At 70.6% G+C, this 25,302-nt stretch carries 25 protein-coding genes; 8 read left to right on the top strand and 17 right to left on the bottom strand.

The window, feature by feature from the left end:
- Window positions 1-3 precede the first annotated feature (3 nt).
- The gene (locus tag O2L01_RS17980; protein ID WP_270123382.1) at window positions 4-390 is read right to left on the bottom strand and encodes a hypothetical protein; all 387 of its coding nucleotides are present in this window, start codon (window positions 388-390) and stop codon (window positions 4-6) included.
- Between the two features lie 489 nt (window positions 391-879).
- Here O2L01_RS17980 and O2L01_RS17975 point away from each other — a divergent pair, with 489 nt between their 5' ends.
- The 4 genes from O2L01_RS17975 (at window position 880) to O2L01_RS17960 (ending at window position 4,647) form a co-directional block, all read left to right on the top strand.
- Window positions 880-1,818, top strand: a complete 939-nt coding sequence (locus O2L01_RS17975) for a LysR family transcriptional regulator (protein WP_270123381.1) — start codon at window positions 880-882, stop codon at window positions 1,816-1,818.
- Window positions 1,819-1,911: 93 nt separating this feature from the next.
- The gene (locus tag O2L01_RS17970) at window positions 1,912-3,255 is read left to right on the top strand and encodes a UDP-N-acetylglucosamine 1-carboxyvinyltransferase (protein ID WP_270123379.1); all 1,344 of its coding nucleotides are present in this window, start codon (window positions 1,912-1,914) and stop codon (window positions 3,253-3,255) included.
- Window positions 3,256-3,315: 60 nt separating this feature from the next.
- Window positions 3,316-3,879 carry a hypothetical protein gene (locus tag O2L01_RS17965; protein ID WP_270123378.1) on the top strand — a complete coding sequence of 188 codons (564 nt, stop codon included), beginning with the start codon at window positions 3,316-3,318 and terminating at the stop codon, window positions 3,877-3,879.
- A gap of 204 nt (window positions 3,880-4,083) precedes the next feature.
- The gene (locus tag O2L01_RS17960; protein ID WP_270123377.1) at window positions 4,084-4,647 is read left to right on the top strand and encodes a PadR family transcriptional regulator; all 564 of its coding nucleotides are present in this window, start codon (window positions 4,084-4,086) and stop codon (window positions 4,645-4,647) included.
- On the opposite strand, the gene O2L01_RS17955 is transcribed toward O2L01_RS17960, so the two are convergent.
- Entirely contained in the window at window positions 4,648-6,000 is a 1,353-nt protein-coding gene (locus O2L01_RS17955; RefSeq protein ID WP_270123376.1) for an Hsp70 family protein, read from the bottom strand.
- 481 nt (window positions 6,001-6,481) lie between these two features.
- Between O2L01_RS17955 and O2L01_RS17950 the strand changes: the two genes are divergently transcribed.
- Entirely contained in the window at window positions 6,482-6,823 is a 342-nt protein-coding gene (locus tag O2L01_RS17950; protein ID WP_205327476.1) for an RNA polymerase-binding protein RbpA, read from the top strand.
- Between the two features lie 77 nt (window positions 6,824-6,900).
- Here the strand turns inward: O2L01_RS17950 and O2L01_RS17945 are convergent, their stop codons facing one another.
- From O2L01_RS17945 to O2L01_RS17915, 7 genes are all read right to left on the bottom strand, one after another.
- On the bottom strand, window positions 6,901-7,446 hold the full coding sequence (locus O2L01_RS17945; RefSeq protein WP_270123375.1) for an FxsA family protein: 546 nt from the start codon (window positions 7,444-7,446) through the stop codon (window positions 6,901-6,903).
- The gene (locus O2L01_RS17940; protein ID WP_270123374.1) at window positions 7,443-8,234 is read right to left on the bottom strand and encodes a polyprenol monophosphomannose synthase; all 792 of its coding nucleotides are present in this window, start codon (window positions 8,232-8,234) and stop codon (window positions 7,443-7,445) included. Before O2L01_RS17940 ends, O2L01_RS17945 begins: the two co-directional genes overlap by 4 nt.
- A 12-nt stretch (window positions 8,235-8,246) precedes the next feature.
- Window positions 8,247-9,899: an apolipoprotein N-acyltransferase gene (gene lnt, locus O2L01_RS17935; protein WP_270123499.1), complete on the bottom strand. Its 1,653-nt coding sequence runs from the start codon at window positions 9,897-9,899 to the stop codon at window positions 8,247-8,249.
- Window positions 9,900-10,418: 519 nt separating this feature from the next.
- Complete coding sequence (locus O2L01_RS17930) at window positions 10,419-12,008, bottom strand: amidohydrolase (RefSeq protein ID WP_270123373.1); 1,590 nt, start codon at window positions 12,006-12,008, stop codon at window positions 10,419-10,421.
- 13 nt (window positions 12,009-12,021) lie between these two features.
- Window positions 12,022-12,777 carry an amino acid ABC transporter ATP-binding protein gene (locus O2L01_RS17925; protein ID WP_270123372.1) on the bottom strand — a complete coding sequence of 252 codons (756 nt, stop codon included), beginning with the start codon at window positions 12,775-12,777 and terminating at the stop codon, window positions 12,022-12,024.
- Entirely contained in the window at window positions 12,774-13,556 is a 783-nt protein-coding gene (locus O2L01_RS17920) for an amino acid ABC transporter permease (RefSeq protein WP_344468956.1), read from the bottom strand. Before O2L01_RS17920 ends, O2L01_RS17925 begins: the two co-directional genes overlap by 4 nt.
- Before the next feature lie 38 nt (window positions 13,557-13,594).
- Window positions 13,595-14,380 carry a transporter substrate-binding domain-containing protein gene (locus tag O2L01_RS17915; protein WP_270123370.1) on the bottom strand — a complete coding sequence of 262 codons (786 nt, stop codon included), beginning with the start codon at window positions 14,378-14,380 and terminating at the stop codon, window positions 13,595-13,597.
- 191 nt (window positions 14,381-14,571) lie between these two features.
- Between O2L01_RS17915 and O2L01_RS17910 the strand changes: the two genes are divergently transcribed.
- Window positions 14,572-15,477 carry a 5'-3' exonuclease gene (locus O2L01_RS17910; protein WP_270123369.1) on the top strand — a complete coding sequence of 302 codons (906 nt, stop codon included), beginning with the start codon at window positions 14,572-14,574 and terminating at the stop codon, window positions 15,475-15,477.
- Window positions 15,478-15,680: 203 nt separating this feature from the next.
- Here the strand turns inward: O2L01_RS17910 and O2L01_RS17905 are convergent, their stop codons facing one another.
- Both O2L01_RS17905 and O2L01_RS17900 read right to left on the bottom strand, forming a co-directional pair.
- Complete coding sequence (locus tag O2L01_RS17905; RefSeq protein WP_270123368.1) at window positions 15,681-16,058, bottom strand: VOC family protein; 378 nt, start codon at window positions 16,056-16,058, stop codon at window positions 15,681-15,683.
- Between the two features lie 70 nt (window positions 16,059-16,128).
- A complete protein-coding gene (locus O2L01_RS17900; RefSeq protein ID WP_270123367.1) occupies window positions 16,129-18,858 on the bottom strand; it encodes a DEAD/DEAH box helicase in 2,730 nt (909 codons plus the stop codon).
- 99 nt (window positions 18,859-18,957) lie between these two features.
- Here O2L01_RS17900 and O2L01_RS17895 point away from each other — a divergent pair, with 99 nt between their 5' ends.
- Window positions 18,958-19,695, top strand: a complete 738-nt coding sequence (locus O2L01_RS17895) for an HAD family hydrolase (protein ID WP_310283398.1) — start codon at window positions 18,958-18,960, stop codon at window positions 19,693-19,695.
- An 80-nt stretch (window positions 19,696-19,775) separates the two neighbouring features.
- Here the strand turns inward: O2L01_RS17895 and tatC are convergent, their stop codons facing one another.
- From tatC to O2L01_RS17870, 5 genes are all read right to left on the bottom strand, one after another.
- The gene (gene tatC, locus O2L01_RS17890; protein ID WP_270123365.1) at window positions 19,776-20,762 is read right to left on the bottom strand and encodes a twin-arginine translocase subunit TatC; all 987 of its coding nucleotides are present in this window, start codon (window positions 20,760-20,762) and stop codon (window positions 19,776-19,778) included.
- A gap of 22 nt (window positions 20,763-20,784) precedes the next feature.
- Window positions 20,785-21,063 carry a Sec-independent protein translocase subunit TatA gene (tatA, locus tag O2L01_RS17885; RefSeq protein ID WP_270123364.1) on the bottom strand — a complete coding sequence of 93 codons (279 nt, stop codon included), beginning with the start codon at window positions 21,061-21,063 and terminating at the stop codon, window positions 20,785-20,787.
- A 228-nt stretch (window positions 21,064-21,291) separates the two neighbouring features.
- Window positions 21,292-21,501 carry a hypothetical protein gene (locus O2L01_RS17880; RefSeq protein WP_270123363.1) on the bottom strand — a complete coding sequence of 70 codons (210 nt, stop codon included), beginning with the start codon at window positions 21,499-21,501 and terminating at the stop codon, window positions 21,292-21,294.
- A gap of 62 nt (window positions 21,502-21,563) precedes the next feature.
- Window positions 21,564-22,496 (bottom strand): helix-turn-helix transcriptional regulator, encoded by a 933-nt coding sequence (locus O2L01_RS17875; protein ID WP_270123362.1) that lies wholly within the window; start codon window positions 22,494-22,496, stop codon window positions 21,564-21,566.
- Window positions 22,493-23,476 carry a helix-turn-helix transcriptional regulator gene (locus O2L01_RS17870; RefSeq protein ID WP_270123361.1) on the bottom strand — a complete coding sequence of 328 codons (984 nt, stop codon included), beginning with the start codon at window positions 23,474-23,476 and terminating at the stop codon, window positions 22,493-22,495. Before O2L01_RS17870 ends, O2L01_RS17875 begins: the two co-directional genes overlap by 4 nt.
- A 168-nt stretch (window positions 23,477-23,644) precedes the next feature.
- Here O2L01_RS17870 and O2L01_RS17865 point away from each other — a divergent pair, with 168 nt between their 5' ends.
- Window positions 23,645-24,736 (top strand): DUF3866 family protein, encoded by a 1,092-nt coding sequence (locus tag O2L01_RS17865; RefSeq protein ID WP_270123360.1) that lies wholly within the window; start codon window positions 23,645-23,647, stop codon window positions 24,734-24,736.
- Window positions 24,737-25,029: 293 nt separating this feature from the next.
- On the opposite strand, the gene O2L01_RS17860 is transcribed toward O2L01_RS17865, so the two are convergent.
- Window positions 25,030-25,296, bottom strand: coding sequence for a hypothetical protein (locus O2L01_RS17860; RefSeq protein ID WP_270123359.1), 267 nt, complete (start codon window positions 25,294-25,296; stop codon window positions 25,030-25,032).
- Window positions 25,297-25,302 lie beyond the last annotated feature (6 nt).

Here is a 25,302-nt window from a genome sequence, read left to right as displayed (position 1 = left end):
CCGCTATGCGGCGGCGCCCGCCAGTTCCCGCTCGCGCACCACAGGCGCGGGCATCGGCTCGGCCACAGGCTCGGCGACCGGCGCGGTGCGGATCGGCGCCACGGCCGAGTCCTCGGCCTCGCGCTCGAGCACGGCCTGGCGGCGGGCCGACCGCTGCCGGATGGCGAAGGTCGTGGTCACCAGGAACAGCCAGGTGCCTTCGAGGAGGATGAGGCCCCAGTCGTGGCCGATGATCGCGGCGGTGAGGAGGATCGAGCAGGCCGAGATGACCAGCAGCAGCGAGGCCGGCTTGGTCGCGTGGATGCGGTGGGTCTGCAGGAGCAGGAAGTTGGTGATGTAGAGCAGCGCGCCGATGATCTGGAACATGATGCGGATGTCGAAGTCGTGCATGGCGAATCCTCGAAAGAACGTGAGCAGGCAGGAAGGTGCCCCGCGCCGTCGGTGGCGCGGTGCGGGAAGGAAGAAGAGGAGAGAGGAGACCGAGGGGTTACAGGGTCGCGGCCGGATGGCCGCTCGGTCTGCTCCGCGCGCAGATCTCCATCACGGCCCCGCGAAGGACCCGTGTCTGGAGCGATCCGCAGATGCAGCGCGTCCATACCGTCAGACCCGAGCCGCTCTGATGCCGGGACACGGTCGTCACCGGATCGTCGTCGGGCCAACCGCAAAACGGGCAGCACTGCATGACCGCGTCCTCCTTACAGGGCTTCGGGTTTCGTTCTAGGGAAGAGCGCCGGCCGAAACCGCCCTCGGCGGTGTTCGCGCACTGTTCTCACGCTCAATACGAGGTTAAGGTCCCAATCGTCCGGGCTACAACACCTTGGTGACGCTAGTTTGCGAAACTCATCGTGAAGTGACTACTTAAGCGATTGGGGCCACACTGTGATCGACCTGAGGAGACTGCACGTGCTGCGGGCGATCGCCCACCACGGCACGGTCTCCGGCGCCGCGAAGTCCCTGCACATGTCCACTTCGGCGGCGTCGCAGCAGATCCGGCTGCTCGCCAAGGACCTCGGCGTGCCGCTGCTGGAGCCGGTCGGGCGCGGGGTCAAGCTCTCGTCGGCGGCGCAGGTCCTCATCGCCCACATCGACGCGATCGAGGCGATGTGGCGGCTGGCCGAGGCCGAACTGCAGGCCACTGAAGGGGAGCCGTCGGGGATGCTGCGCCTGTGCGGGTTCCCCACGGCGATCGCGACGCTGCTGGCGCCGCTGGTCGATGCGGCTCGCAAGCGGTTCCCCGCGCTCGAGCTGCGGCTGCGGGAGGCCGAGGCCTCGGAGAGCTTCGACCTGCTGTTCGCCGGAGAGGCGGACCTCGCGCTCGTCGAGGCCACGCCTGAGAATCCGCCGCCCGAGGACATCCGCTTCGACGCGCAGACGGTCTTCAACGACCCGTTCGACCTGGTGGTGCCCGCCGGGCACTGGTGCGCCGGGCACGAAGCGGTGGACCTGCGGGAGCTCGAGCGCGAGCCGTGGATCATCGGCGTGCCCGGGTCGATGCACCGCCGGCACGTGCTCACCGCCTGCTCGAACGCGGGTTTCCGGCCCACGGTCACCGGTGAGGCGCGCGAGTGGAATGTCATCGCTGTAATGGTCGCCCACAAGATGGGCGTCGCACTCATCCCCCGCCTCGTGGACCTCCCCCACCACCTCGACCTCGTGCGCGTCCCGGTCTCGGGGCCGTTCACGCCGTTCCGGCACTTCCGGGCGGTGACGCTGCGCGGCGGCGCCCGCCGCCCGTCCGTCGCGGCCGTCATGGAGCTGCTGGACGAGCAGGTGCGGGCCGCCGAAGGCATCGGGCCGCTCCCCGAATCGCCGTCCTGAACCGGCGCGGGCGCTTTTACACCCATGCTGAGCTGGGCGAACCAGAGAACGTGATCGACCCTACTGGACATTGGATTCCGTTACGCTGACCGCATGTTCGACTACGGCGGCGATCCCGCGACCACCGGCCCCCGCCACCTGCGCGTGCGCGGCGGCACCGCCCTCACCGGGTCGATCGACGTCAAGACCTCCAAGAACGCCGGGGTCGCGCTGTTGTGCGCGAGCCTGCTCAACCGCGGGCCGACGGTGCTGCGCCGCGTCGCCCGCATCGAGGAGGTCAACCGGATCCTCCGCGTCCTCGGCTCGATGGGTGTCGCGTACGAATGGCTCAGCCCCGAAGGCGACCTGCGGATCCAGCCGCCCGAACGCCTCGACCTCACCCGCGTCGACACGGACGCGGCCTGCCGCACGCGTTCGATCATCATGTTCCTGGGCCCGCTCCTGCACGACTACCATCAGTTCGAACTGCCGTTCGCCGGCGGCTGCGAGCTCGGCGACCGCACGGTCGAACCGCACCTCACCGCCCTGCGCCGCTTCGGCCTGTCCGTCGAGCGCTCGCAGGGCCGCTACTGCGCCACCGTCAAAGAGCACGTGGAACCGCCCGGGACGATCGTCCTGACCGAGCGCGGGGACACCGTGACCGCGAACGCGATCATGGCCGCCGCGCGCTTCCCGGACGTCACGGTCATCCGCAACGCCTCCTGCAACTACCAGGTGCAGGACCTGTGCTGGTACCTCGAGCAGCTCGGCGTGCGCATCGACGGCGTCGGCACCACCACGCTCACCGTCTACGGCCGCGAGGAGATCGACGAGCCGGTCGACTACGCGCCCGCGGAGGACCCGATCGAGGCCTGGAGCCTCGTCTCGGCCGCGATCGTCACCGAATCCGAGATCACCGTGCGCCGCACGCCGATCGAGTTCGTCGAGATCGAACTCGCCCTCGCCGAGGAGATGGGCCTGGCGTACTCCCGCAGCGAGGAGTACCTGGCCGCCAACGGCCGCACCCGCCTCGTCGACCTCACGGTCCATCCCTCGCCGCTGCGCGCGGCCGCGGACAAGATCCACCCGATGCCGTTCCCGGGGCTCAACATCGACAACCTGCCGTTCTTCGCGGTCATCGCCTCCTGCGCCGAGGGCGGGACGATGATCCACGACTGGGTGTACGAGAACCGCGCGATCTACCTGACCGAGCTCAACCGGCTCGGCGCGCGCGTGAAACTGCTCGACCCGCACCGCCTCCAGGTCGAAGGGCCGGTGCGGTGGACCGGCGGCGAGGTCGTGTGCCCGCCCGCGCTGCGCCCGGCCGTCGTCCTGCTCCTGGCGATGCTGCGCGCGCAGGGCGTCTCGGAACTGCGGCACGTGGACGTCATCCACCGCGGCTACGAGCAGCTCGCCGAGCGCCTGCAGCTCCTCGGGGCCGAGATCGAGCCGTTCTGAACCGCGGTGTTCCGAAGCACGGTCGCGGACCGGCCGCGACCGTATGTGACACTTCCATTCATGAACATGCCGCCCGATGTGCCTCCGCAGACCTATGCGCTCCTGAGCCTCGTCCAGGCCCATCTCAAGCACCTCGACAAGGTCGAGGGCGAGGTCATCGGCAGCCCGCAGTGGGAGGCGACCGTCGAGTCCACGAAAGCCGTGGTCGCCGCCAAGTCCCCCGGGCTGGCCGTCACCGCCGCGGACATCCCGATGATCGTCGGCACCGGCTCCCCCGACCGCAAGCGGCGCCTCTACGCGACCATGCCCGTCAGCCCCGAGATCGCCGCCCTCGCCGACGAGTCCGAAGTGGCCCTGTTCGCCTACAACCGGCGCGGCCGCCTCCAGCCCGCCAACCGCACCGCCGCCAAAGCCCAGGCCCGCGCCTGGTACCCGCCCGCGAAGGCCCTCGCCCCCATGCGGATCATCGACGACACCGTGTGGGAGCCCGTCGTCGCCGCGACCGGCGACAGCGGCCGCCCCGGCATCATGGAGGCCGCCGCCGGCTGGCTCGTCCTCCTCGCCGTCATCGCCTGCATCCTCGCGGCGGGCTACCTCGTCCTCTGGTACTTCCACATCCTCTGACTCCCCCTCGAGAGCGAACCCAAGAGCCTCCCGTTTCCCCTTGCTGAGCAGGGAAAACGGGAGGCTCTTCCGTGCTCTGTCCTTCTTGGTGGGTGCGCGGGCGCAGCCCGTGCTCGTGCTTGATGACGGCCGATTCCGTTGACTGACAACGAGGTCTTCTACCTCGGAGTCGATATATCTTGTTATACCTGCCATAATGGACGCATGTTGAAGATGGCCATTCTCGGATTCCTGCGGGACTTCCCGCTCCACGGCTACGACCTCAAGAACCGGGTCGCCAGCCTCGCCGGGCACGTCCGGCCGATCGCCGACGGGACGCTCTACCCGACCATCAAGAAGCTCGAGGACGCGCAGTGCCTCACCCGGCGCACCGCGCCCGGGTCGGTCGCGGCCCCGCGCCACATGCTCGAGATCACCCAGATCGGCACCGACCAGCTGCGCCGGTGGCTCCGCGACCCCGAGCCGGGGTTCGTCACCGACGACAACAAGTGGTACGTGCTGCTCGCGTTCCTCCACCACCTGGAGAACCCGCGCGAGCAGGCACTCGTGCTCGCGCGCCGCCGCGAATTCCTCGACCAGCCGGCGCAGCTGTTCTTCGACGAGCAGGGCGCGCCGATCCCGGCCGAACGGCTCGAATCACCGTTCCGCAAGGGCCTCATGCAGATCCACCGGTCGACGAACTTGACCGAGATCGACTGGCTCGACCGCCAGATCGTCGACCTCAACCGCCGGGCCGGCTTCTCGGTGCGCCAACACGACGGCGTCTAGCTAGCCGTTGAGGATCGTCGAGAGCAGCACGAAGAAGATGACGATCAGGACGATGACGGCCGCGCCGGTCACCAGGACGGCCGGCTCCTGCGTCAGGGGCCGCTTCGCCGGGAGCTGCTGCTGCGGCTGCTGATACGCCGGCTGCGGGGCCGGGGCGGGCTGCTGGTAGGCCGTCTGGGGCGGCAGCATCTGCGGGGCCTGGACGGGCGGGCGGGGCGCGGACATGTGCCCGGCGGGCGAGACGGGGCCGCCCGAGGTGGGGCGGGTCATCGGCTGCTCCGAGGGGGCCGGGCCGGAGGCGGCGCGCACCGCGCCTTCGACGACGACGGTCTCGGGCTGCTCGAAGGTCTGCGGTGGGACGCCCAGCTTGGAGTGGATGAGCTGGGAGATCGCGGGGATGCGCGAGGAGCCGCCCACGAGGAAGATGCCGACGAGGTCGGCGGGGTTCATGCGGGCGGACTGGATGGCGCGCTGGAGGCAGTCGACGGTGCGCTCCAGGGGCGGGCGGGCGATCTCCTCGAACTCGGCGCGGGTGAGGTGGGCGTCGACTTCGAGCGCGGGGAGGTGGATGTCGGCGCTCGCGGTGCGCGAGAGGGTCTCCTTGGCCCCACGCACGTCTTCGTAGAGCATGCGGCGGTAGCGGCGGTCGCGGTCGTCGGAGGGGGTGAGGAGGCGCTGCCACTCGGCGGGGTGGGACTTGCCGTAGGTCTTGCCGAGGTGCTCGACGATGCCGTGGTCGAAGTCGAGGCCGCCGATGTCGCCGACGCCTTCTTCAGCGAGGACTTCGAAGCCGGTCTGGGTGCGGCGCACGACGGTGGCGTCGAAGGTGCCGCCGCCGAGGTCGTAGATGGCGAGCGAGCGCCCGGGCGGGACGGCGGTGCCGAGCACGGAGGTGAAGTAGGAGGCCGCGGCCACGGGCTCGGGGATGAGCTGCGGGGTCGGGAGGCCGGCGAGGCGCGCGGCGTCGACGAGGATGGCGCGGCGGCGCTCGCCCCAGCGGGCGGGGTGGGTGAGGCGGACCTGGCCGGGCATCTGGCCGGCCTGGCGCTGGGCCTCGAGGGCGACCTGCTGCAGGACGTACGCGAAGACCTGGGGCACGGGGATCTCGGAGGTGCCGAGGAACAGGGACCCGTCGTCGATGCGGCGCTTCGGGTTGGGTTCGAAGCGGGCGGGGTCCATGCGGGCGTTGCGCTCGGCGTCGCGGCCGACGAGCATGCGGCCGTCGGAGTTGTAGTACACCGCCGAGGGCAGGATCGGGGCGCCGTCGAACAGCAGGGGTCGTACGCGTCCGTCGGCCGAACGCAGAACCGCAACGGTGTTCGAGGTTCCGAAGTCGATTCCCAGCACGTGCATTTTGAATACTCCCTCTCGGCGACGCTTGCGAGCCGTTGACGCGTCTAGCCTGATGCACACCCTACTGGGCGCGTCCACCCTTGATGCGACCCGATCGGCGTTCACCGGCCGCCCGCGCCCGGTACGCCCCGGTGTAACCGGAAGGTGGTGGACGGCGTTTGCCTCCGGTGATGTCCGGCCATGAAGGGGACGAGCGGCATCTCACGTGCTCGGGCGCGCGGATCCGGGCCGGTGTTGTGTCACACTTCAAGGGGACGTCCGTGGGCGGCCGCACGAGCGCCGGGCCACACTTGGGGGTCCGCAACGCGAGCGCGGCGCCTGGGAACGGCGATGCCGGGAAGGATCCGGCCGCGTCCGGGCGTTGTACGAAGCGAAAACCCCAGGAATCGGCGTGATCGGCTGGGGACTGATGCGCCGGCCCAGGCTGACCGGGTCGGCTGCGTGTGGCAGAGCGAATGCTCCAGAGGAAGTGCAGGGGAACATGGGCGACAGAATGCTGAGGGGCTCCCGTCTCGGCGCCGTCAGCTACGAATCGGACCGCAACACGGAGCTGGCGCCGCGCCAGACCCGCGATTACGTCTGCCCGCAGGGGCACCGCTTCGAGGTGCCGTTCGCGGTCGAAGCGGAGATCCCGTTGACGTGGGAGTGCCGTCTCGACGGTTCCACGGCCAAGCTGGTGGACGGCGAGGAGCCGGAGACCAAGAAGGTCAAGCCGCCGCGCACCCACTGGGACATGCTGCTGGAGCGCCGCTCGATGGAGGAGCTCGAGGAGATCCTCGACGAGCGCCTGCAGGAGATGCGCGCCCGCCGCGGCGAGCGCTAGCGAGCTGCAAGGTAGCGCGGTCGAGCGCTAGCGAGCTTCAAAGAAGCGCGGTCAAACGCTGATAACGGCTGAGTTTTTCACGGGCCCGGGTCGATGGACCTGGGCCCGTTTTTCGTGTCCCCGTACTTGACCGGCGCGTCCGGATCCCAATCGCCTGTCCGCATGTCGTCCGCGCTGCGCTCGTCGATCACTTCGCCGTCGATGACGTCCCCGCCGCCGAAGCGCATCACGGGGGCGCTCGCGGCGATCCAGCGGCCGAGGCCGCGGAAGAGCAGGCGCGTGGGCGGGAAGAGCAGCAGCAGGCCGATGAGGTCGGTGACGAACCCGGGGATGATGAGGCACAGGGCCCCGGCGATCGCGTACCCGTTCGGGAGCTCCCGGGAGGGGTCGCCGCCGGAGTTGAGGTAGTCGCGGGCGGACCGGAAGGACTTCTTGCCCGCGTTCGTCACGAGGGCCACGCCGAGCACGGTGGTGCCGACGGCGATGAGGATCGTGTAGAAGAAGCCGATGAGGTAGGCCAGGCCGAAGAACGCGGCGGCCTCGGCGATGACCCAGATGGCCAGCGCGAGCCGGAAGGCGAACGGTGCGCGTTTGGGCGCCGCGGGCGGCTGCTGGTACGTCACCCTTCGATTCTGCCACGCCGCAGGGCGCTCTTGAGTTGGCGTGCGCGGTGGGCGAGGCCCCAGCGGCTCACGTTCCAAAGGGCTTCAACGGTGATGGCGCCGCTCATCTTGGAGGCGCCGGCGCGGCGCTCGGTGAAGACGATGGGAACCTCGCGGATGTCGAAGCCGGCTTTGACGGCGCGCCAGGTGAGGTCGATCTGGAAGCAGTAGCCGACGGAGTTGACGGTGTCGAGCTGGAGTTTGTGGAGGCCGTCGAGGCGGTAGGCGCGGTAGCCGGCGGTGACGTCCTTGACGCGCAGGCCGAGCATGGCGCGGGTGAAGACGCCGGCGCCGCGCGAGAGGGCGAGGCGGTGGAGGGCCCAGTTGCGGACGGCGCCGCCGGGGATGTAGCGGGAGCCGATGGCGACGTCGGCGCCGTCGTCGAGGGCGGCGAGGAGGCGGGGCAGGTCGGCGGGGTCGTGGGAGCCGTCGGCGTCCATCTCGACGACGGTGCGGTAGCCGTGGCGGGTGGCCCAGTCGAACGCGGCGAGGTAGGCCGCGCCGAGGCCCTGCTTCTCGGCCCGGTGGAGGACGTGGACGCGGGGCTCGGCGGCGGCGAGCGCGTCGGCGATCTCGCCGGTGCCGTCCGGTGAGGAGTCGTCGACGATGAGGATGTCGATGCGGTCGCATCCGGCGAGGGCGGCGGCGACGGTGGTCTCGATGTTGTCGCGTTCGTTGTACGTCGGAATGGCCACGATGGCCGGACTGGTGTCGTTGCCGGCGGGGCCCCGGTCCGGTGTCTGGCTCATGGCTTCGGCTTTCTAGGTCTGGCTGCGGCGGTGCTTGAAGTTGATCAAGAAGGCGCAGGCCAGGGCCACCAGTGCCGCTCCGGTGAGGACCGCTTCAGGAAGGATACCCACTGTGGAGGCCGGAGTCGAGCGGTCGGACAGGGTGAGGTCCGATTGGATGACGGCGGCGGTGTTGAACTCGGTCGCCTGGGAGACCTCGCCGGTGTGGTCGGTGAACCCGGAGACGCCGACGGTGGAGGCCATGAGGCCGTCGCGGGCGTGCTCGATGGACCGCAGTTGGACCATGGCGAGCTGCTGCTGGGCCTCGTTGGTGTCGAACGTGGCGTTGTTGGTGCCCACGGCCATGAGCTGGGCGCCGTCGAGGACGGAGGCGCGGGTCTCGGCGTCGAAGGCGATCTCGAAGCAGATGAGGCCGGTGAGGGTCAGGTCGCCGACCTTGACGATGCCGGGGTTCTGGCCGTGCTCGAACCCGGCGACGTTGTCGAGGCCCTCGGACATGCGCGGGTCGATCCAGCCGGCGACGGTGCTGAAGAAGTCCTTGTAGGGCACGTATTCGGCGAAGGGCACCGGGTGGCGCTTGGAGTACATGTAGACCGGGCCGGCTTCGGGGTCCCAGACGATGGTCATGTTGGAGCGGGTGCCGTCCTCGTTGTTGACGATGCCGCCGAGGACGATGGGCGCCCCGATGGCGGCGGCGGCCCCGCTGATGGCGAGGTAGGCGTCGTCGTTCTGGATCGGGTCGATGTCGGAGGCGTTCTCGGGCCACACGACGAGGTCGGGGCGGTCGGCGCGGCCTTCGTTGACGGCGTCGGCGAGGTCGAGGGTGGCCTGCACGTGGTTGTCGAGGACGGCCATGCGCTGCTCGTTGAAGCCCAGGCCCAGGCGCGGGACGTTGCCTTGGACGACGGCGACGTTGATGGTCTCGCCGTTCGGCGCGGTCGAGCCGATCGGCAGCGCCAGGGGCGCCAGCGCGGTCAGCGCGGCGGCAGCGGTGAACGCGACGGCCTTGCGGATACCGGCCGTGCGGCGTGTGACGATCGCGAATCCGGCGGCGAGGAGGAAACCGCCCGAGAGGGCGACGATGAAGCTCAGGAAGGGCGCGCCGCCGAGCCAGATCGCGGCGGCCGTCGGCGCGTCGGCCTGGCTGAAGGCGAGGTTGCCCCAGGGGAAGCCGCCGAAGGGCTGGCGCGAGCGCAGGGCCTCTTCGGCGACCCACGCGGCGCCGGTCAGGGGCGCCCAGATCCAGCGGTGCGAGTCGATGAGGCGCGAGCAGGCCGCGAGGCCCATGCCCAGCAGGCCCATGCCGAGCGCTTCGAGGCCGCACAGGAACAGCCACGGCCACTGCCCGACCTGCGTGGAGGACCAGGCGAGGAGGGGCAGGAAGAACGCCATGCCGTAGACGAAGCCGACGCCGAGGCCGCCGCGCAGGCGGCGGCGGTGGACGGCGGCGCCGAGACCGGCGACGGAGACGGCCGCGAGCGGCCAGGCGCCGTAGGGCGGGAACGCGAGCACGGCGAGCAGGCCGGAGGCGACGGCGAGGACGAGCGCGGCGGGGAGGGTGAGGCGGCGGCCGAGCGGGGAGTCCGTCAGCACGAGCGTGCGGCGCTTGGTCGCCGGGGGCGCGGCCTCGAGGGTCGGGGCGGCGTCGCGGTCGTCGTCGATCACGGTGCTCAAGTAGGGCACTCCTCGCTGGTACGCGGTGCTGCTGGGCCGCGCGCGGCGGCCTGTGGCGAGGGGCCCTCGCCTTCGGGGGTCTAGCGTACTGCGGGTACGGCAAAGGGGCGTAGCTGTGTCCGGCTACGCCCCTCGCACGGGTTTCTCCCAGTCCCTGTACGGCCGGTGTCCCCTGCCGCGTCGGCTGGTGATCTTCGGACCAACTCGCACCCGTCTGGCTGAGCGTCTACGAGCTGTTGTCTAGGGATCTCCTGCGTCTGCTGCGGGTCCACCACCGGCGACCGGCTCGCCTTCCTCCGCCGACCCCCGCGATCTGGACCTGGCCGCCGGTAGCAGTGCGGCCGCGCTGCCACCTTGTCCAGTCTGCGTGGGAGCAAAGCAAGTCGAGTCGCCCCCGACGTTCGGCGGGCTTCCGTTTCCGGTCGTCCGCCGAGGACCAGACCACCGTAAGCCAAACTGCGCCGATGGCGTCAACCGGGTCGGAATTTTGGTCCCACAAATTTTCTCGCGTCAGGACGGCCGCGGAGTCGGCGCTGGCCAGGCGGCCGACCAGATCAGGGCGCCGTCGGCGACGGTCATGGCGCACTTCGGATCGGGGACGCCGGGGTCACTCAGATCGGGAAGTCCCCCGTCCGTGAGCTCCCACACGGTGAAATTCGCGCGCGTGTGCGGCACGAGCGACCCGGCGTCGTCGACGCCGAGGGCCCTCCAGCCGCCCCTGGTGGCCGCGGTGAACGCCGCGGCCATCGGGAGCCGCGAGACCGGGTTGCGGTGGCGCACGGCGGCTCTCACGCCGCCCCAGGGGTCCAGTGCGGTCACCGGGGAGTCGGATCCGAAGGCGAGGGGGACGCCGACGCCGGCGAGCTTCGAGAACGGGTTCGTGGCGAGGGCCCGCTCGCGCCCGAGCCGGGTGGCGTACATGCCGTCGGGGCCGCCCCAGGCGGCGTCGAACGCGGGCTGCACGGAGGCGTGCACGCCGTGGTGGACCATGCGGGCGATAAGCGCGGCGTCGAGGAGCTCGGCGTGCTCGATCCGGTGGCGGGCATGGCGGATCGCGTCGAGGCCGAGCACGGGTTCGACCGCGTCGAGGCCGTCGAGGACGTTGGCGATCGCGCCGTCGCCGATGGCGTGGAACGCGGCGGGCAGGCCCGCCTCGTGGCAGTCGAGGAGGTGCGCGGCGACGTCGTCGGCGGTCAGGTACTCGGCGCCGAGCGTGTCGGCGTCGCGGTAGGGCTCGCGCAGGAACGCGGTGCGGGCCCCGAGGGAGCCGTCGGCGGAGAGGTCGCCGCCGCAGCCGTGGGCGCCGAGGTCGCGGGCCTTGGCGGCGGCCCGCAGCTCGCCCCACCAGCCGTGCACGGACGGGTTGCCGGGCTGCTGCCCGAGTTCGACCAGGCCTTGGAACTCCTTCTCCCCCAAGGGGTCGGCGGCGACGGGGATGAAGTGCTCGACGACGGCGGCGATGCCGCGGCGGGCGGCCTGGGCGAGGGCGTGCTCGGCGAGCGCGAGGCGCTGGGAGACCGGGATGCGGGCGGCGAGAGTGGCGCGGGCGGCTTTGTGGGCGGCGCGGGTGAGCACGCCGGAGGGGTCGTAGCCGTCGTGCTCGGCGAGTTCGGGGTGCTCGGCGAGGAGGCGTGGCGTGGCGATCCCGGTGTGCCCGCAGGCGCGCGAGAGGTAGGCCAGGCGGCCGCCGGCGGCCTTGTCGACGGCCTCGCCGGTGGGCAGCGCCGGGTCGTCCCAGGTGGTCTCGTCCCAGCCGCCGGCGAGGATCAGCGCGTCGGCGGGGGTGGTGCGCGCGAAGTCGTCCAGGTGCTCGAGGACGGCCGCGGCGGAGCGGTCGGCGGCGAAGTGCAGGCCCGCGAGGGCCGCGCCGGTGCCGGTGAGGTGCACGTGGGAGTCGACGAACGCGGGCGTCACGAGCCCGCCGCCGAGGTCTTCGATGCGGTCGGCGGCGGGCGCGTCGGCCTCGGGGCCGACCCACTCGATGCGGCCGTCGACGCTGAGCAGGGCCGTCGCGGCGGGACTCGTCGGACTGAGCACGCGGCCGCCGCGCCACAGGACGCGCTCGGCCGTTGCGGGACCGGTCTTCTGGTGGAGGCTCATGCCTCCAATGATGTCAGTCGACCGGGTGCAGGACGCGGTGGAGGAAGCTGCGGGCCCGCTCCGTCTTCGGGTTGGAGAGGACCTCGGCGGGCGGCCCGGACTCGACGATGACGCCGCCGTCGAGGAACAGCACCCGGTCGGCGACCTCGCGGGCGAAGCTCATCTCGTGCGTGACCACGAGCATCGTCATGCCTTCGGCCGCAAGGCCCTTCATGACCTGCAGGACTTCGCCGACGATCTCGGGGTCGAGGGCGCTGGTGGGCTCGTCGAAGAGCATGAGCCGCGGTTTGACGGCCAGCGCGCGGGCGATGGCGACGCGCTGCTGCTGCCCGCCCGAGAGCTGCGAGGGCTTGGCCCGCTCCTTGCCTTCGATGCCGACCTCGGCGAGGAGCCGCCGCGCCTCGGCGACGGCCTCGTCCTTGGGGAGCTTGCAAACGCGCATCTGCGGGATGACGAGGTTGTCGAGGATCGTCATGTGGCTGAACAGGTTGAAGTGCTGGAAGACCATGCCGATGTCGCGGCGGGCGAGGTCGAGGTCGGCGTCCGGGCCGGTCATGTCGTGCCCGGCGGCGCTGATCGAGCCTTCGGTGGGTTCCTCGAGGAGGTTGACGCAGCGCAGCAGTGTGGACTTGCCGGACCCGGAGGGGCCGATGAGGCACACGACCTCGCCTTCGGCGATCTCGAGGTCGACGCCGCGCAGGACCTCGTTGTCGCCGAAGGACTTGTGCAGGCCTTCGATGTGGACGATCGGGTTCGCTCCGGCGCTCATCGGGCTTCTCCTCGCTTCTCGAGGCGGCGGGCCAGCAGCCCGAGGGGGATGGTCAGGAGCAGGTAGAGCAGGCCGCCGACGAGCAGCGGTGTCGCGTTGGCCTCGGAGGTCAGCGCGTTGCGCGCGAACTTGGAGAGCTCCATGGTCGCGGTGGTGACGCCGAGGACGAACACGAGGCTGGAGTCCTTGGTGAGCATGACGAGCTCGTTCGTCAACGGCGGGATGACGATCCGCAGCGCCTGCGGGAGGACCACGGTGATCATGGTGCGAGTGTGGCTCATGCCGAGCGAGCGGGCCGCCTCGACCTGTCCCTTGGGGACGGCCTGGATGCCGGCGCGCACGCTCTCGGCGATGTACGCCGAGGAGGTCAGGCCGAGGCCGATCGCGACCTGGCCGTAGACGCCGCCGGGGTACTGGATGCCCGGGAACGCCTGCGGCACACCGAAGCCGACGAGGAACAGCACCAGCAGGGCGGGCAGGCCGCGGAAGATCTCGACGTAGCCGGTGGCGAACCACCGGTAGGGGCCGAACGTGGAGACGCGCATGAGCGCGATCGGCACGCCCACGGCCATGCCGAAGATGAACGCGAGCACGGTGTAGACGATCGTGTTCCAGAACGGGATCCACACCGCCGGGAACATGTCCGCGGCGATGTCGATCTGGAAGAACGAGTCGACGATCCGGCCCCAGTCGGCCACGACCGCCAGCACGATCACGATGGCGGCGAGCACGACGTACTGGATCGTGCGGGACAGGCGCCGCCGCTGCCTCGGCGTCATGCGGCGTTCGGGCGCCGCGGTTGCGGTTGCGGCGTCCACTACTTTCCGGCGTCTCCGGTGTAGGGCTCGCCGATCCACTTCTCGTAGAGCTCGGCGTAGGTGCCGTCCTTGAAGGCCTGGTCGAGCATGGCGTTGACCTCGTCGAGGAGCTCCTTGTCGTCCTTCTGGACGGCGAAGCCGTAGTGCTCCTCGGTCTCGATGGGCTGCACGAGCTTGAGGTCGGGCGCGTCCTTGATCATGTCGGTCCAGGTCGCGAGGTCGGCGATCGAGGCGTCGACGCTGCCGGCGGAGAGGGCGGAGGCGATGTCGCCCATGGTCTCGAAGGCGACGACCTCGTAGCCGTACTGGCCGGCGTGGTCGTTGGCGTAGGTCTCGCCGGTGGTGCCGGACTGGACGGCGACCTGCATGCCGGAGAGGTCGTCGAGCGTGGCGACGGTCGAAGCGCTGGGCACGACGAGGGCCTGGTCGGCGCGGTAGTAGGCCTGGGACATGCCCATGGCCGCCTGGCGCTCCTCGGTGATGGTGAGGCCGGCGGCGGCGATGTCGCAGGTGCCGGCGTTCAGGGCCGAGCCGGAGCCGATCGAGTCGAAGTCGATCTCGACGACCTCGACGGTCTGGTCGAGGCGCTCGGCGAGGAGGTTCATGAGATCCATGTCGAAGCCGACGTACTCGTTGCCGTCCATGAACTCGAAGGGTTCGAACGGGACGTTCGTGCAGACGGTCAGGGTGGAGTCGTCGCCGGAGTCCGACGTACATGCGGCGGCGGCCAGCCCGGTCCCGATCAGGGCCAGTGCGGCGGCGGCGCGGCGGGCGTAGGTGTTCACCTGAGGGCTCCTCATAGGTTGCTGATTCGCTGATCATTCCGGTCGGACCCTCCCATAGTTGTTCCAGCCAGTGGAAAATGTGGCAGGTTTCGCACTAATAGAAGCGGTCGAATCGCCGTTCGCACGCCGTGTCGTCGGCCTCGGCGAAGCTTGCGAGGCGTAAGTGTGCACAGCGTGAGAAGCTGGTGGGCATGCTGATGCTCATCGACGCCGCCTCGCTGTGGTACCGCGCCCACTACGGGCTCCCCTCCTCGATCAAGGCTCCGGACGGGCGGCGCTCGGGGGCGGTGCGGGGCTTCTTCGACGGCCTGGCCGTGCTGGCGCGCAAGTACTCCCCCACCGGGATGGTGTGCTGCCTCGAGGGGAACTGGCGCCCGGAATGGCGGACCGACCTCATGCCCGGGTACAAGGCCGCGCGGGCGCTGCCGGACGGCTCGGAGGACACCCCGGAAGGGCTCGACGAGCAGGTCGAGGCGATCGAGGCACTGCTCCCGGCTTTGGGCGTGGCGACGGCGACGCATCCGCGATTCGAGGCGGACGACGTGATCGCGACCCTCGCGGCGCGCACCGCCGAGCCGGTGCTGGTCGTGACCGGCGACCGGGACCTGTTCCAGCTCGTCGACGACGAGCGCGATCGCAAAGTCGTATACCTCGCGCGCGGGATATCTAAAGCGGAATTGTTCGACGGGGAGGCGGTCGCGACGAAGTTCGGCGTCGCCCCCGATCACTATGTGGACTTCGCGGTCCTGCGCGGCGACCCCTCGGACGGCCTGCCTGGCGTGAAGGGCATCGGCGCGAAGACCGCGGTGACGCTCGTGAACACCTTCGGCGGCATCGCGGGGCTCAAGGCCGCCGCGGCCGAGGACGGTTCTGATCTCCCTGAGCGCCAGCGCAAGGCGATCACCGAGGCCGCCGACTACCTCGACCGGGCCGTGATGACCTCGACCGTGGTCGCCGACGTCGACGTGCCCCTGGTCGACGCGACCCTGCCGAAGTCCCCGAAGGACCCCGAGCGCGTCGAAGCCCTTGCGGCCCAATGGGGCGTGGCTTCAGCGCTCACCCGCTTCCACGAGGCCATCGCGATCGAAGCGGCCTGAATCACACCGCCTTCACGGCCGCCGGCACGGAAAACTGTCGTACCCCCGCGCCACGCTTGCAACCGGGGACCCAAACCCAGCGCCCATGAGTACGGTCGGCGTGCCCGCCGAACGGCCCCAACGGCATGCCGTGCAGCCAAGGGAACACACACGGGCTTATCGCTGGGCCGGACTGCCCTCTTACCGAAGGCCGTTCCCCGGCCTCACTCCCAGACCGTGGCCGCCGCTTCGAATTCGGCCCGGTCGGAGTGGACGGGGATGACGCACACGATGTGCCCGCCGGGCACGCGCAGCGTCCGGCATTCGAGCCAGCGCGAGACCTCGGTCGCGCCGAGCGCGATCAGCCGCTCGGTCTCGGCGTCCAGGTCGTCGGTCTCCATGTCCACATGGATCCGCGGCTCGCCCTCGTCGATGCGCTGCACCGCGGTCACAAGCCCCGGCAGCGCGCCTTCGAGGGACGTGAACTGCTCCTCCCCCGCGACCGGCGTCGCCGGCACGCCCAGGGCGGCCGACCAGAACGCGGCCGCCGCGTCGGCGTCGGGGGTGTCGATGAGGACCGTCGAGATGCGGCTGCGGTGCACGGCATGTCCTTCCGGTTCAGCGCCGCCGAGCAGCGAACCGGGGCGGCCGCGAGACCGCACCGGTCACGGCTCAGACGTCGGCGACGACGCCGCGGCGGATCGCGTCCACCGCGTCGTAGGCGGCGTCCGCCAACTTGTTAGATGACTCGGTGTCGATATATCTTGCCGCAGTCCCCATTTGATGCAGCAGGTCGGCGGTGCGCCGCGCCCACCGCACGAAGTCGCCGCCGGGCATCGGCCACGGCCCGTCGGCCGCCGCGAGCGCCTTCGACAGCTCCTCGCCGCGCGTCCACCGGTAGATCGGCCAGGCCAGGCCCATCTGCGGCCGCGAGATGAGCGAGAGCCCGCGCGTGTTCTCCGCGCGCCGGATCGCCTCCCAGCGCCGCACGGTCTTCGCCACCGGGTCCACGATCGACCCCGGCACGGCCACGAAGAACTCGTCCTCCTCGAACCGCGACTCGTAGATCACCGTCGACGCGATCGCCGCCAGCGACGCCGCGTCCAGGCCCTCCCAGATGCCGTCGCGAAGGCACTGCGCCACAAGCAGGTCGGTCTCCACGAAGAGGTTGCGCAGCAGCCGGCCGTCGCTCGTGACGGTCTCGCCGTCGAGGTACCCGAACTCGCTCAGGACCTCGCGCACGGCGGTGAACTGCCGCGCCAGCGAGTGCTCGCGCCGCTCGGAGCGGCGCCGCAGCAGCTCGCCCTCGCGCTTGAGCCGCGACCAGCGGGATGCGTGCACCGTGTGCTGCCCGGCGTCCGGGCACAGCCGGCACGGGTGCGCCTTGACCTCCTCGCGCAGCTGGGCGATCTCGGGGGTCTCGGCCGCCCCGCCGCGCCGCGTCGGCCGCGAGCGGTCCCGCGTGGCCTCCCGCAGGCTCGAGGCGAGGTCCGAGCGGGACTTCGGGTCGCGCCGGTCGAAGCGCTTGGGCATGCGAATGCGGGTGACGACCTGCACGCCGCCGTCGAACGCGGAGGTCTCCAGCGTCCCGGCCCAGCCGTCGGCGGTGAGCACCGACCAGCGCGGGTCGTGGTGGCGCGAGCCGCCGGTGGGGCGCAGGAACACCGCCCAGCCCGTGCGCTTGCCTCGCGAGATCCAGATGACGTCGCCGCCGCGCAGCTTCTCGAGGTTCGTGCGGGCCTCGTCGCGCAGGGCGCCCTTGCGGCGCTTCTGCGCGCCGCGCTCAGCCTGCGAGAGCTGCTGCGTCAGGTCGTAGTAGGCGAGGAAGTCGCCCAGGTGGCACTCGGCGGCCTGGGCCGCCTCCGCGGCGCGGCGGCCGAGCGAGCGGGCCTGCTCGGCGATGTGGACGGCCTCGGAGTCGGACTGGAACTGCGCGAACGAGGAGGCCAAGACCTCTTGGGCGCGTTCGACTCCGGCGGCGCCGATGAGGTTCACGGCCATGTTGTACGACGGCGCGAAGCTCGAGTTCAGCGGGTACGTGCGCTTCGAGGCGAGTCCGGCGAGCTCCTTGGGGCGCACGTCCTCGGCCCAGACGGTGACGGCGTGGCCTTCGACGTCGATGCCGCGCCGCCCGGCGCGCCCGGTCAGCTGCGTGTACTGGCCGGGAGTGAGCATCACGTGGTCGGAGCCGTCGTACTTGATGAGCCGCTCGAGGACCACCGACCGCGCAGGCATGTTGATGCCCAGCGCGAGCGTCTCGGTCGCGAACACGGCTTTGAGCAGGCCGCGCTCGAACAACTTCTCGACGACCTCCTTGAACACCGGGAGCAGGCCGGCGTGGTGGGCGGCGATCCCGGCGGCGAGGCCGGCGAGCCACCGGTCGAAGCCGACCGCCTCGAGGTCGGCGGGGTCGATGTGGGCGACGGCGGCGGTCGCATAGTCGACGATCTCGTCGCGTTCGCGCCCGTCGGTGAGCCGGAGCCCGGCGCGGACGCACTCGTCGACGGCCGCGTCGCACCCGGCGCGGGAGAAGATGAAGTAGATGGCCGGCAGCAGCGCGGCCTGGTCGAGGCGGGAGACGACCCGGCCCCGGTCCACATAGGGCCTGCCGCCGCGGCGGCGCCCGCCGGTGCGGCCCTCGTTGCGCTCGCGCGCCCGGGCGTCCTTTTTGAGCAGTTCCTTGGAGACGTAGTCGCCGTCGGGCTCGAACAGGTCGAGCAGCGCGCCACCGATCATCATGTGCTGCCACAGCGGGACCGGGCGCGTCTCGGAGACGACGACCTCAGTGGAGCCGCGGACGCTCTTGAGCCAGTCGCCGAACTCCTCGGCGTTCGAGACCGTCGCCGAGAGGGAGACGACCCGGACCTCCTGCGGGAGTTCGATGATGATCTCCTCCCACACGGCGCCGCGGAAGCGGTCGGCGAGGTAGTGCACCTCGTCCATGACCACATAGCGCAGTCCCTGCAGGGTGGAGGAGCCCGCGTAGATCATGTTGCGCAGCACCTCGGTCGTCATGACGACGATCGGGGCCTCGCCGTTGACGACCGTGTCGCCGGTCAGCAGCCCCACGTTCTCGGCGCCGTGCGCGGCCACGAGGTCGTTGAACTTCTGGTTCGACAGCGCCTTGATCGGGGTGGTGTAGAAGCACTTCGCGCCCTCGGCCAGCGCCAGGTGCACGGCGAACTCGCCCACCACGGTCTTGCCGGCGCCCGTGGGGGCGCACACGAGCACGCCGTGCCCGCTCTCGAGGATGCGGCAGGCCTCGACCTGGAAGTCGTCGAGCTCGAACGGGTAGTCCCCTGCGAAGGCCGCCAGCTCAGGCCATTGCCGTCGCGCCTGGGCGGCGGCGTGGCGTTGGGCCGGGGAGCGGTCGTCGGCGTAAGGCACGTCGGCGGTAACCATGGCCTCAACACTAGTCTCCCACCCCGACAAGAGCACTCCGGTAACGCGGGTTCCGCACCCGGCTGTGACGACGCCTACACGGCCGGGTATCGTCCGTTTGTGCACCGGGATTCCTCACCAGGAGATGACGATGCGGGACGCGGAGGGGTCGACGCGGTCCTGTTCGATTTCCACGGCACCTTGGCGCAGCTCGAACCACTGACCCGTTCGGTGTCGCTCGCGGCCGAGTCCTGCGGCAGGCGGCTGGATCCGCTCGCGGTGACGGCGCTGGCCGACGCCATCGGCGCGCAGGGCTGGCTCGGTTCGGGCATGGAGCCGCGGGTGCGTCCGGATTTCGCCGACGCCTGGGCGGACCGCGATCTCGACGAAGAGGCCCACCGGGAGGCGTTCACGGCGCTCGCGGCGCAGGCCCACGGCGTGTTCGAGGGTCTGGCGGAGGCGCTGTACGACCGGATGGCCTCGCCCGAGGGCTGGGTCGCGTTCGCCGACACGATCGGCACGCTCGTTTCCTTGAAGGCCCAGGGGTACCCGATCGCGCTGGTGTCGAACATCGGTTTCGACGCGCGGCCGATCCTGCGGCGCTTGGGCATCGACCGGTTCATCGACGAGTGGGTGCTGTCCTACGAGGTCGGCTACTGCAAGCCCGACGAGAAGATCTTCTACGCGGCGTGCCACGCGCTCGATGTGGAGCCGGGCCGGGCGCTCATGGTCGGCGACAGCATGGCCGACGCGGGCGCGGCGCGGATCGGCGCCCGCTGCTTCCTGTTGCCGCACGCGGAGGCGGGCCGGATCGTGGGCCTGGACGCGGTGCTGCGGCTCGTGCGCAGCGGCTGCTGAATCACTTGAGACATTGAAAGGGCCCCACCGCCGAAGCGGTGGGGCCCTTTCTCATTGCTCGACCTTCGTCCTCAGGGGACTCAGGTGATGTCGTCGTAGCCGTCGACGCGCCGACCGAAGCGGTTGCGCCGCTCGGGCTCACCGGGGTGGTCGTCGTCGTCCAGTCGGCTCGCCGAGATGTCGGCGGTGGCCGCCAGGTCGTCGGAGGCGCCGATGTCACCGGCCTCGTCGTCGTCGAGTCCGTCGTACTCGTCGTACCGGACGCCCTTGCGCTTGTCGTTCAGGTAGGCGACACCGCAGGCGGCCAGGTAGAGGATGAGCATGCAGATCGCCAGCGCGGTCATGCCGAACGGGTCGGGCGTGGGCGTGAAGATCGCGGTGAACACGAAGCTGACCAGCACCACGATCCGCCACCAGCCGAGCATCTGCTTCGCGTTGACCAGGCCGATCACGTTGAGCATCAACATGATCAGCGGGAACTCGAAGCCGATGCCGAAGACCATCATCACCGAGAGGAAGAACTTGAGGTAATCCTCGAGGTTCAGCAGGATGACGAAGTCCTGGCTCGCCAGCAGCATGATGAACTCCATGCCGTGGGCGACCACGAAGTACGCGAGAGTCGCGCCGGCCAGGAACAGCGGCGCGGCGATCGCGATGAACAGGTACGCGTACTTGCGCTCGTTGCGGTGCAGGCCGGGCGCGATGAACGCCCACAACTGGTAGAGCCAGACGGGGGCGGTCCCGACCAGCGCCATGTACAGCGAGATCTTCAGCATCAAGGTGATGTGCGAGATCGGCGAGTTCAGCACCGCTTCGCATTTCGCCCCGTCGCCGGTTTCCGTGAGCGAGCCGCTGTTGAGCGCCGAACAGTACGGATCGGAGAGGAACTTGATGATCTCGTCGGCGAAGTAGAACGCAGCCGCCGTGCCCACCAGGATCACGGTGATCGCGATGAGCAGGCGGTTCCGCAGGTCCGCGAAGTGCTCCATGAGTGTCATGGAGCCGTCTGCGGCACGCTGGAATTTGGACTTGCGTTTGCCGCTGCGCCGCGGTGGTTCGTCAGCCATGTGCGTAACGACCGGTTCCGGGCTAGCGGGTCTTCTTGTGGTCGACCGATTCGCCGTCGATCACGGACTCGTTGACCGGCTGCGGCGGCTCGAGCGGCTCGCGGGTGTGGCGCGGCTCGGCGCGCGTGTCGCCGTCCTCGTCCGGGTTGCTGCCGTCCTTCTTCATGGCCTCGGTCTCCGACTTGAGGATCCGCATGGAGCGACCGAGACCACGCGCCATGTCGGGAAGCTTCCTGGAGCCGAACACCAGCAAGATGACAACGACGAGAATGATGATGTGCCAGGGCTTCAATGCACCCATTGTTCGGTCCCTCCGGGTATGTGTCGGTGACGTTAACCATCGTATGCCGCTTGGAAGGCGGCTGCCACGGAGCCTGAGTCTCGGCTTGGTACCGGGTTCACCTGCGGTGGCGTGGCTACGACATCGTCGAGCCGGACAAGCATGACCGACGTTTGACACTTCCGTCAACACTGGAGCCTTCGGGAACCCTGATCTTTATCAGAATGTGGCGGCGGTGACGGTGATACGTCACTTCTTCGGGAGTGCGGCGGCGGTGCGTTCGGCTTCGGCGAGCGTCGCGTTCAGGCGTTCTTGCAGGTCCTGTAGCTCTCCGGCGCGTTCTTGGACGCGTTCGAGGCCGAATCGGAGTTGTTTGAGGCCGCCGAGGAGACGCGAGGCCGCCACGGCCAGGAGTACGAGTCCGGCGAGTGCCAGCACGACCGATATCGCCCAGATCATCGGGTCAGTGTAGCGCCGGCTGCCGCCGGGGCCGAGCGGGCCCGGCGGCGGGTCGGCGGTCTTCAGGCGTTCTGGTACCGGTCCAGTGCGGCGCGGGCGGTCTGGCGGACGGCGTCGCGCAGTTCGGCGGGGGCGAGGACCTCGGCCTCGCCGCCGAGGCCGAGGACGAACCGGCGGGCCCAGTCGAGGTCGCGCACGCGCATGGTGACGCGGCGGCGGCCGTCGCTCTCGCCGACGATCTCGTCGCACGGGTAGGCGTCAGTGACCGTGGTCGCGCCGGGGCCGAGGAGCAGTTGGATGCGCGGCAGCTCGGAGGCGAGGAACGCGGTGGGCGCGGGCTGGTTGGTGAGGCGCAGCGGCTCGGAGGGCTCGTCGAGTTCGGAGCAGGCGTCGATGCGGTCGATGCGGAACTGGCGGATCTCCCCTGCGGTGCGGCACCAGGCGCGCAGGTAGGCGTGCCCGTCGGCGGCGACGACCTCGATGGGGTCGACGACGCGTTCGGAGGTGGTGTCGCGGCTGGCGGAATAGTAGGTGATGCGGGCGGCGTGACCGGAGGCGACGAGCGCCGCGTACCGCTCGGCCTGCGGGTCGGTGACGGTGTCGCGGACGGTGACGTCGGCGGGGGCCTCGCCCGCGGCCGCGGCGAGCTTGTCGAGCGCGGAGACGATGGCGGCGCGGTCGCCGACGCCGGGCGTGTCGCCGAGGACGCGCAGGGCGACCGAGAGCGCCAGCGCCTCGTGGGCGGCGAGGCGCACGGGCCGGTCCATGCCGGCGGCGAAGAGGACGCGCACCGCGTCGGCGTCGAAGGCGATGTCGATGAGGTCGCCGGGGCCGTAACCGGGCAGTCCGCACATCCACAGCATGGTGAGGTCGGACTGGATCTGGTCGGCGTCGACGCCGAAGTCGGCGGCGAGCTCGGCGATGGGGACGCCCTCGGGCCGTGCGACGAGGTACGGGACGAGGTTGAGCAGGCGGGCCAGGCGGTTCTGCGTCACGGGGTCTTCTCCTCCTCGTAGGCGAGTGCCTGGAGGCACGCGACGGTCTCCTTGACCAGCTCGGGCGGGTCGGTGACGAGCACGTCCGCGCCGAACGAGGCCAGCCAGGCCGCGGTCGCGGCGGTGTCCGTGTACGAGAAGCAGGCTTGGTCGCCCTCGGGGGTGCGCGGGCCGATCTGGTCGGCGCGGCGGCGCACGCCCCAGGCGCGCTTGGGACGGACGAGGACCGTGGCGCGGGTGGGCAGCGGCCGGTCCTCGGAGGCGGACGCGAACGCGAGCACGTCGACGTCCTCGGGGATCGTGAAGGCGCCTTCGGGCCCGGTGAGGCGGACCTTCCCGCTGATGCGCGAGAGCCGGAAGCAGCGCTGGGCGCCGCGTTCGAGGTCCCAGCCGGCGACGTACCAGCGGCCGCGCCAGGCCGCGCAGCCCCACGGCTGGATCCGGCGCTGCTGCGCGGACTCGTCGCGCGAGCCGAGGTAGTCGAAGACGACGGTGCGCCGCGAGGCGACCGCCTCGAGGAACGGCGCGAGGGCCGCTTCCGCACCGGGCAGGGCCTTCACCGGGGACGCGGCGGCGTGCGAGTCGACGTCGATGCCGGCCGCGCGGAGCTTGCGGAGGGCGTCGGAGGAACCGGACTGGAGCTCGGGCTGCTGCCACAGGCGCGCGGCTGCGGCCACGGCGGCGGCCTCGGCGTCGGTGAACTCGATCTGCGGCAGCTCGAAGTCCGAGCGGGCGATCCGGTAGCCCGGTTCGCCGTCGCCGAGGTAGTCGATGCCCGACTGCAGCGGGATGCCGATGCGGCGCAGCTCGGACTTGTCGCGCTCGAATTTGCGCTGGAACGCGTCGTGCGCCTTCTTGTCGTCGTGGTTGTGCTCGTAGCCGGGGACGGTCCTGGCGATCCTGGTGGAGGTCTGGAAGCGCCGCGAGGACAGCAGGCAGAGCACCAGGTTCACCAGTCGTTCAGTGCGATCGTTGGACACCCGCCCAGCCTATGCCAGGCTTCGGAGACGCTGCCAGCACGTCTGCCCGCGCGCGCGTCGCGCCGGCGAGGGCCCGGCTCTTTCGGACGGGTCCCTACTGCGCCCGTGCGGGTGTCGCGCCGGCGGCGCGCCGCCGCCGTCCGGGCGCGCGCTTGATAATGTCCGGGCGTGATCAGATGGCGATACGGGACCGTCACCGGCGTGCGCGGCGGATGGCGCGGCTGCACCGAGCTCGAGGTCGACGTCGAGGCCCGCGAAGGCGAGGACGCGTTCGCATGCCGGGGCCTGGCCTACGACGAGCTCGTGGGCGTGCCCGAGGTCGGCGACCGGGTGCTCCTCAACTGCAACGCCATCGCGAAGGGCCTGGGCACGGGCGGTTACGCGCTGGTCGTGGCCGTGCCCGACCGGCTCCCTGCAGACGTGGACGAGCCGGGGCACATCGTCAAGGCCCGGTACACGCCGCTGCAGGCCATGCGCCTGGCCGTCGACGAGGACGACTCGCCGCACCGGGCGGCCGTGGAAGCCTGCGAAGACCTCGGCGGCATGCCCGTGGTCGTCGCCGACCTGCACTCGGCCCTCGCGCCGGTGCTCGCCGGGATCCACGCGACCGTGCCCGAGGCGCGGGTCGCGTACATCATGACCGACGGCGGCTCTCTGCCCGCGTGGTTCTCGCGCCAGCTCGACCAGCTCTCCGACCGGCTGTGCACGACCGTGACCGCCGGGCAGTGCTTCGGCGGCGACCTCGAGGCGACGAACGTCCACAACGCGCTCATCGCGGCCCGGGTCGTCGGCGGCGCGGACATCGCGATCGTCGCGCAGGGACCGGGGAACCTCGGCACGGGCACCGTGTGGGGCTTCTCCGGCACCGCCGCGGGCGAGGCGGTCAACGCCGCGGCCGTGCTCGGCGGCAGGCCCGTGGCGTCGCTGCGGATCTCCGAAGGCGACGCGCGCGAACGCCACCGCGGCATATCGCACCACTCGATGACCGCGTACGCGAAGGTCGCGCTGGCCTCGGCGGACGTGCCGGTGCCCGACGAACTCCCGGCGGACCTCGAAGGCAAGATCCGACGCCAGCTCGCGGAGCTGCCGGAGCGCCACCGCCAGATCGAGATCGACTGCTCGGGCCTGGTCGAGGCGATGGAGGCACTCCCGGTCAAACTGTCCACCATGGGCAGAGGTCTCGACCGCGACCGCGTCTACTTCATCGCAGCGGCCGCAGCAGGCCGCCACGCAGCCCAAATCGCCCCCCGCCGCGAATAAACCACTCCCCCGCCGCCAGCGCGGCAACACGCTTCAGCTCCGCTTCAGGTTCCCTTGGCTACCTTGGAAACCGGGGGCCCTTTCCCAGCGCCTAGCCGACACTCGGCGTGCGCCGCAACCGCCCCGGTGCGGACCATCCGGCATGACGGCTTCAGCTCCCCTTCAGGTTTCGTCGGCTATCTTTGCGACCGGGGGCCCTTTCCTTTGGCCGGAGCGGACTTTCGGCGTGCGCTCGAACGCGAAATGCCCCGCCGGCGCTTTCGCGCCGGCGGGGCATTCAGGTCTTCGATTCGCTAGAGCACGAACAGCACCAGGATCCACAACCCGATGACCGCCGCCAAGGCGACCGCCAGGACCCAGGTCGGGACCGTGTACTCGCCGCGGCGGTTGCGGGCGATCTCCTCGCGGATGCGGGTCGTGCGCCGCTCGTAGGCGGCGATCGGGTCGAGGGCGCTCAACGTCCCTCGCCGCGCATCGTGGGCCCGGTCCACTCGGACCGGCCCGGAGCCGGGCTCGGCCGCCCCTCCCGGGGCGGCCTCGCGCTCGTCTGGTTCGGGCATCGCCGG

The organism is Glycomyces lechevalierae (assembly GCF_027622945.1).
GTDB classification, from domain to species: Bacteria; Actinomycetota; Actinomycetes; order Mycobacteriales; family Micromonosporaceae; genus Glycomyces; species Glycomyces rutgersensis.
Note: the sequence above shows the minus strand (reverse complement) of the source record. Positions and strands in the feature narration are given on the sequence as shown.

Bases quoted from the DNA above. Each gene is read 5' to 3' on its own strand.
- O2L01_RS17980 (WP_270123382.1), bottom strand. From the start codon at position 390: ATGCACGACTTCGACATCCGCATCATGTTCCAGATCATCGGCGCGCTG.
- O2L01_RS17970 (WP_270123379.1), top strand. From the start codon at position 1,912: ATGTTCGACTACGGCGGCGATCCCGCGACCACCGGCCCCCGCCACCTG.
- O2L01_RS17965 (WP_270123378.1), top strand. From the start codon at position 3,316: ATGAACATGCCGCCCGATGTGCCTCCGCAGACCTATGCGCTCCTGAGC.
- O2L01_RS17960 (WP_270123377.1), top strand. From the start codon at position 4,084: ATGTTGAAGATGGCCATTCTCGGATTCCTGCGGGACTTCCCGCTCCAC.
- O2L01_RS17955 (WP_270123376.1), bottom strand. From the start codon at position 6,000: ATGCACGTGCTGGGAATCGACTTCGGAACCTCGAACACCGTTGCGGTT.
- O2L01_RS17950 (WP_205327476.1), top strand. From the start codon at position 6,482: ATGGGCGACAGAATGCTGAGGGGCTCCCGTCTCGGCGCCGTCAGCTAC.
- O2L01_RS17940 (WP_270123374.1), bottom strand. From the start codon at position 8,234: ATGAGCCAGACACCGGACCGGGGCCCCGCCGGCAACGACACCAGTCCG.
- O2L01_RS17930 (WP_270123373.1), bottom strand. From the start codon at position 12,008: ATGAGCCTCCACCAGAAGACCGGTCCCGCAACGGCCGAGCGCGTCCTG.
- O2L01_RS17925 (WP_270123372.1), bottom strand. From the start codon at position 12,777: ATGAGCGCCGGAGCGAACCCGATCGTCCACATCGAAGGCCTGCACAAG.
- O2L01_RS17920 (WP_344468956.1), bottom strand. From the start codon at position 13,556: ATGACGCCGAGGCAGCGGCGGCGCCTGTCCCGCACGATCCAGTACGTC.
- O2L01_RS17910 (WP_270123369.1), top strand. From the start codon at position 14,572: ATGCTGATGCTCATCGACGCCGCCTCGCTGTGGTACCGCGCCCACTAC.
- O2L01_RS17900 (WP_270123367.1), bottom strand. From the start codon at position 18,858: ATGGTTACCGCCGACGTGCCTTACGCCGACGACCGCTCCCCGGCCCAA.
- tatC (WP_270123365.1), bottom strand. From the start codon at position 20,762: ATGGCTGACGAACCACCGCGGCGCAGCGGCAAACGCAAGTCCAAATTC.
- tatA (WP_270123364.1), bottom strand. From the start codon at position 21,063: ATGGGTGCATTGAAGCCCTGGCACATCATCATTCTCGTCGTTGTCATC.
- O2L01_RS17880 (WP_270123363.1), bottom strand. From the start codon at position 21,501: ATGATCTGGGCGATATCGGTCGTGCTGGCACTCGCCGGACTCGTACTC.
- O2L01_RS17860 (WP_270123359.1), bottom strand. From the start codon at position 25,296: ATGCCCGAACCAGACGAGCGCGAGGCCGCCCCGGGAGGGGCGGCCGAG.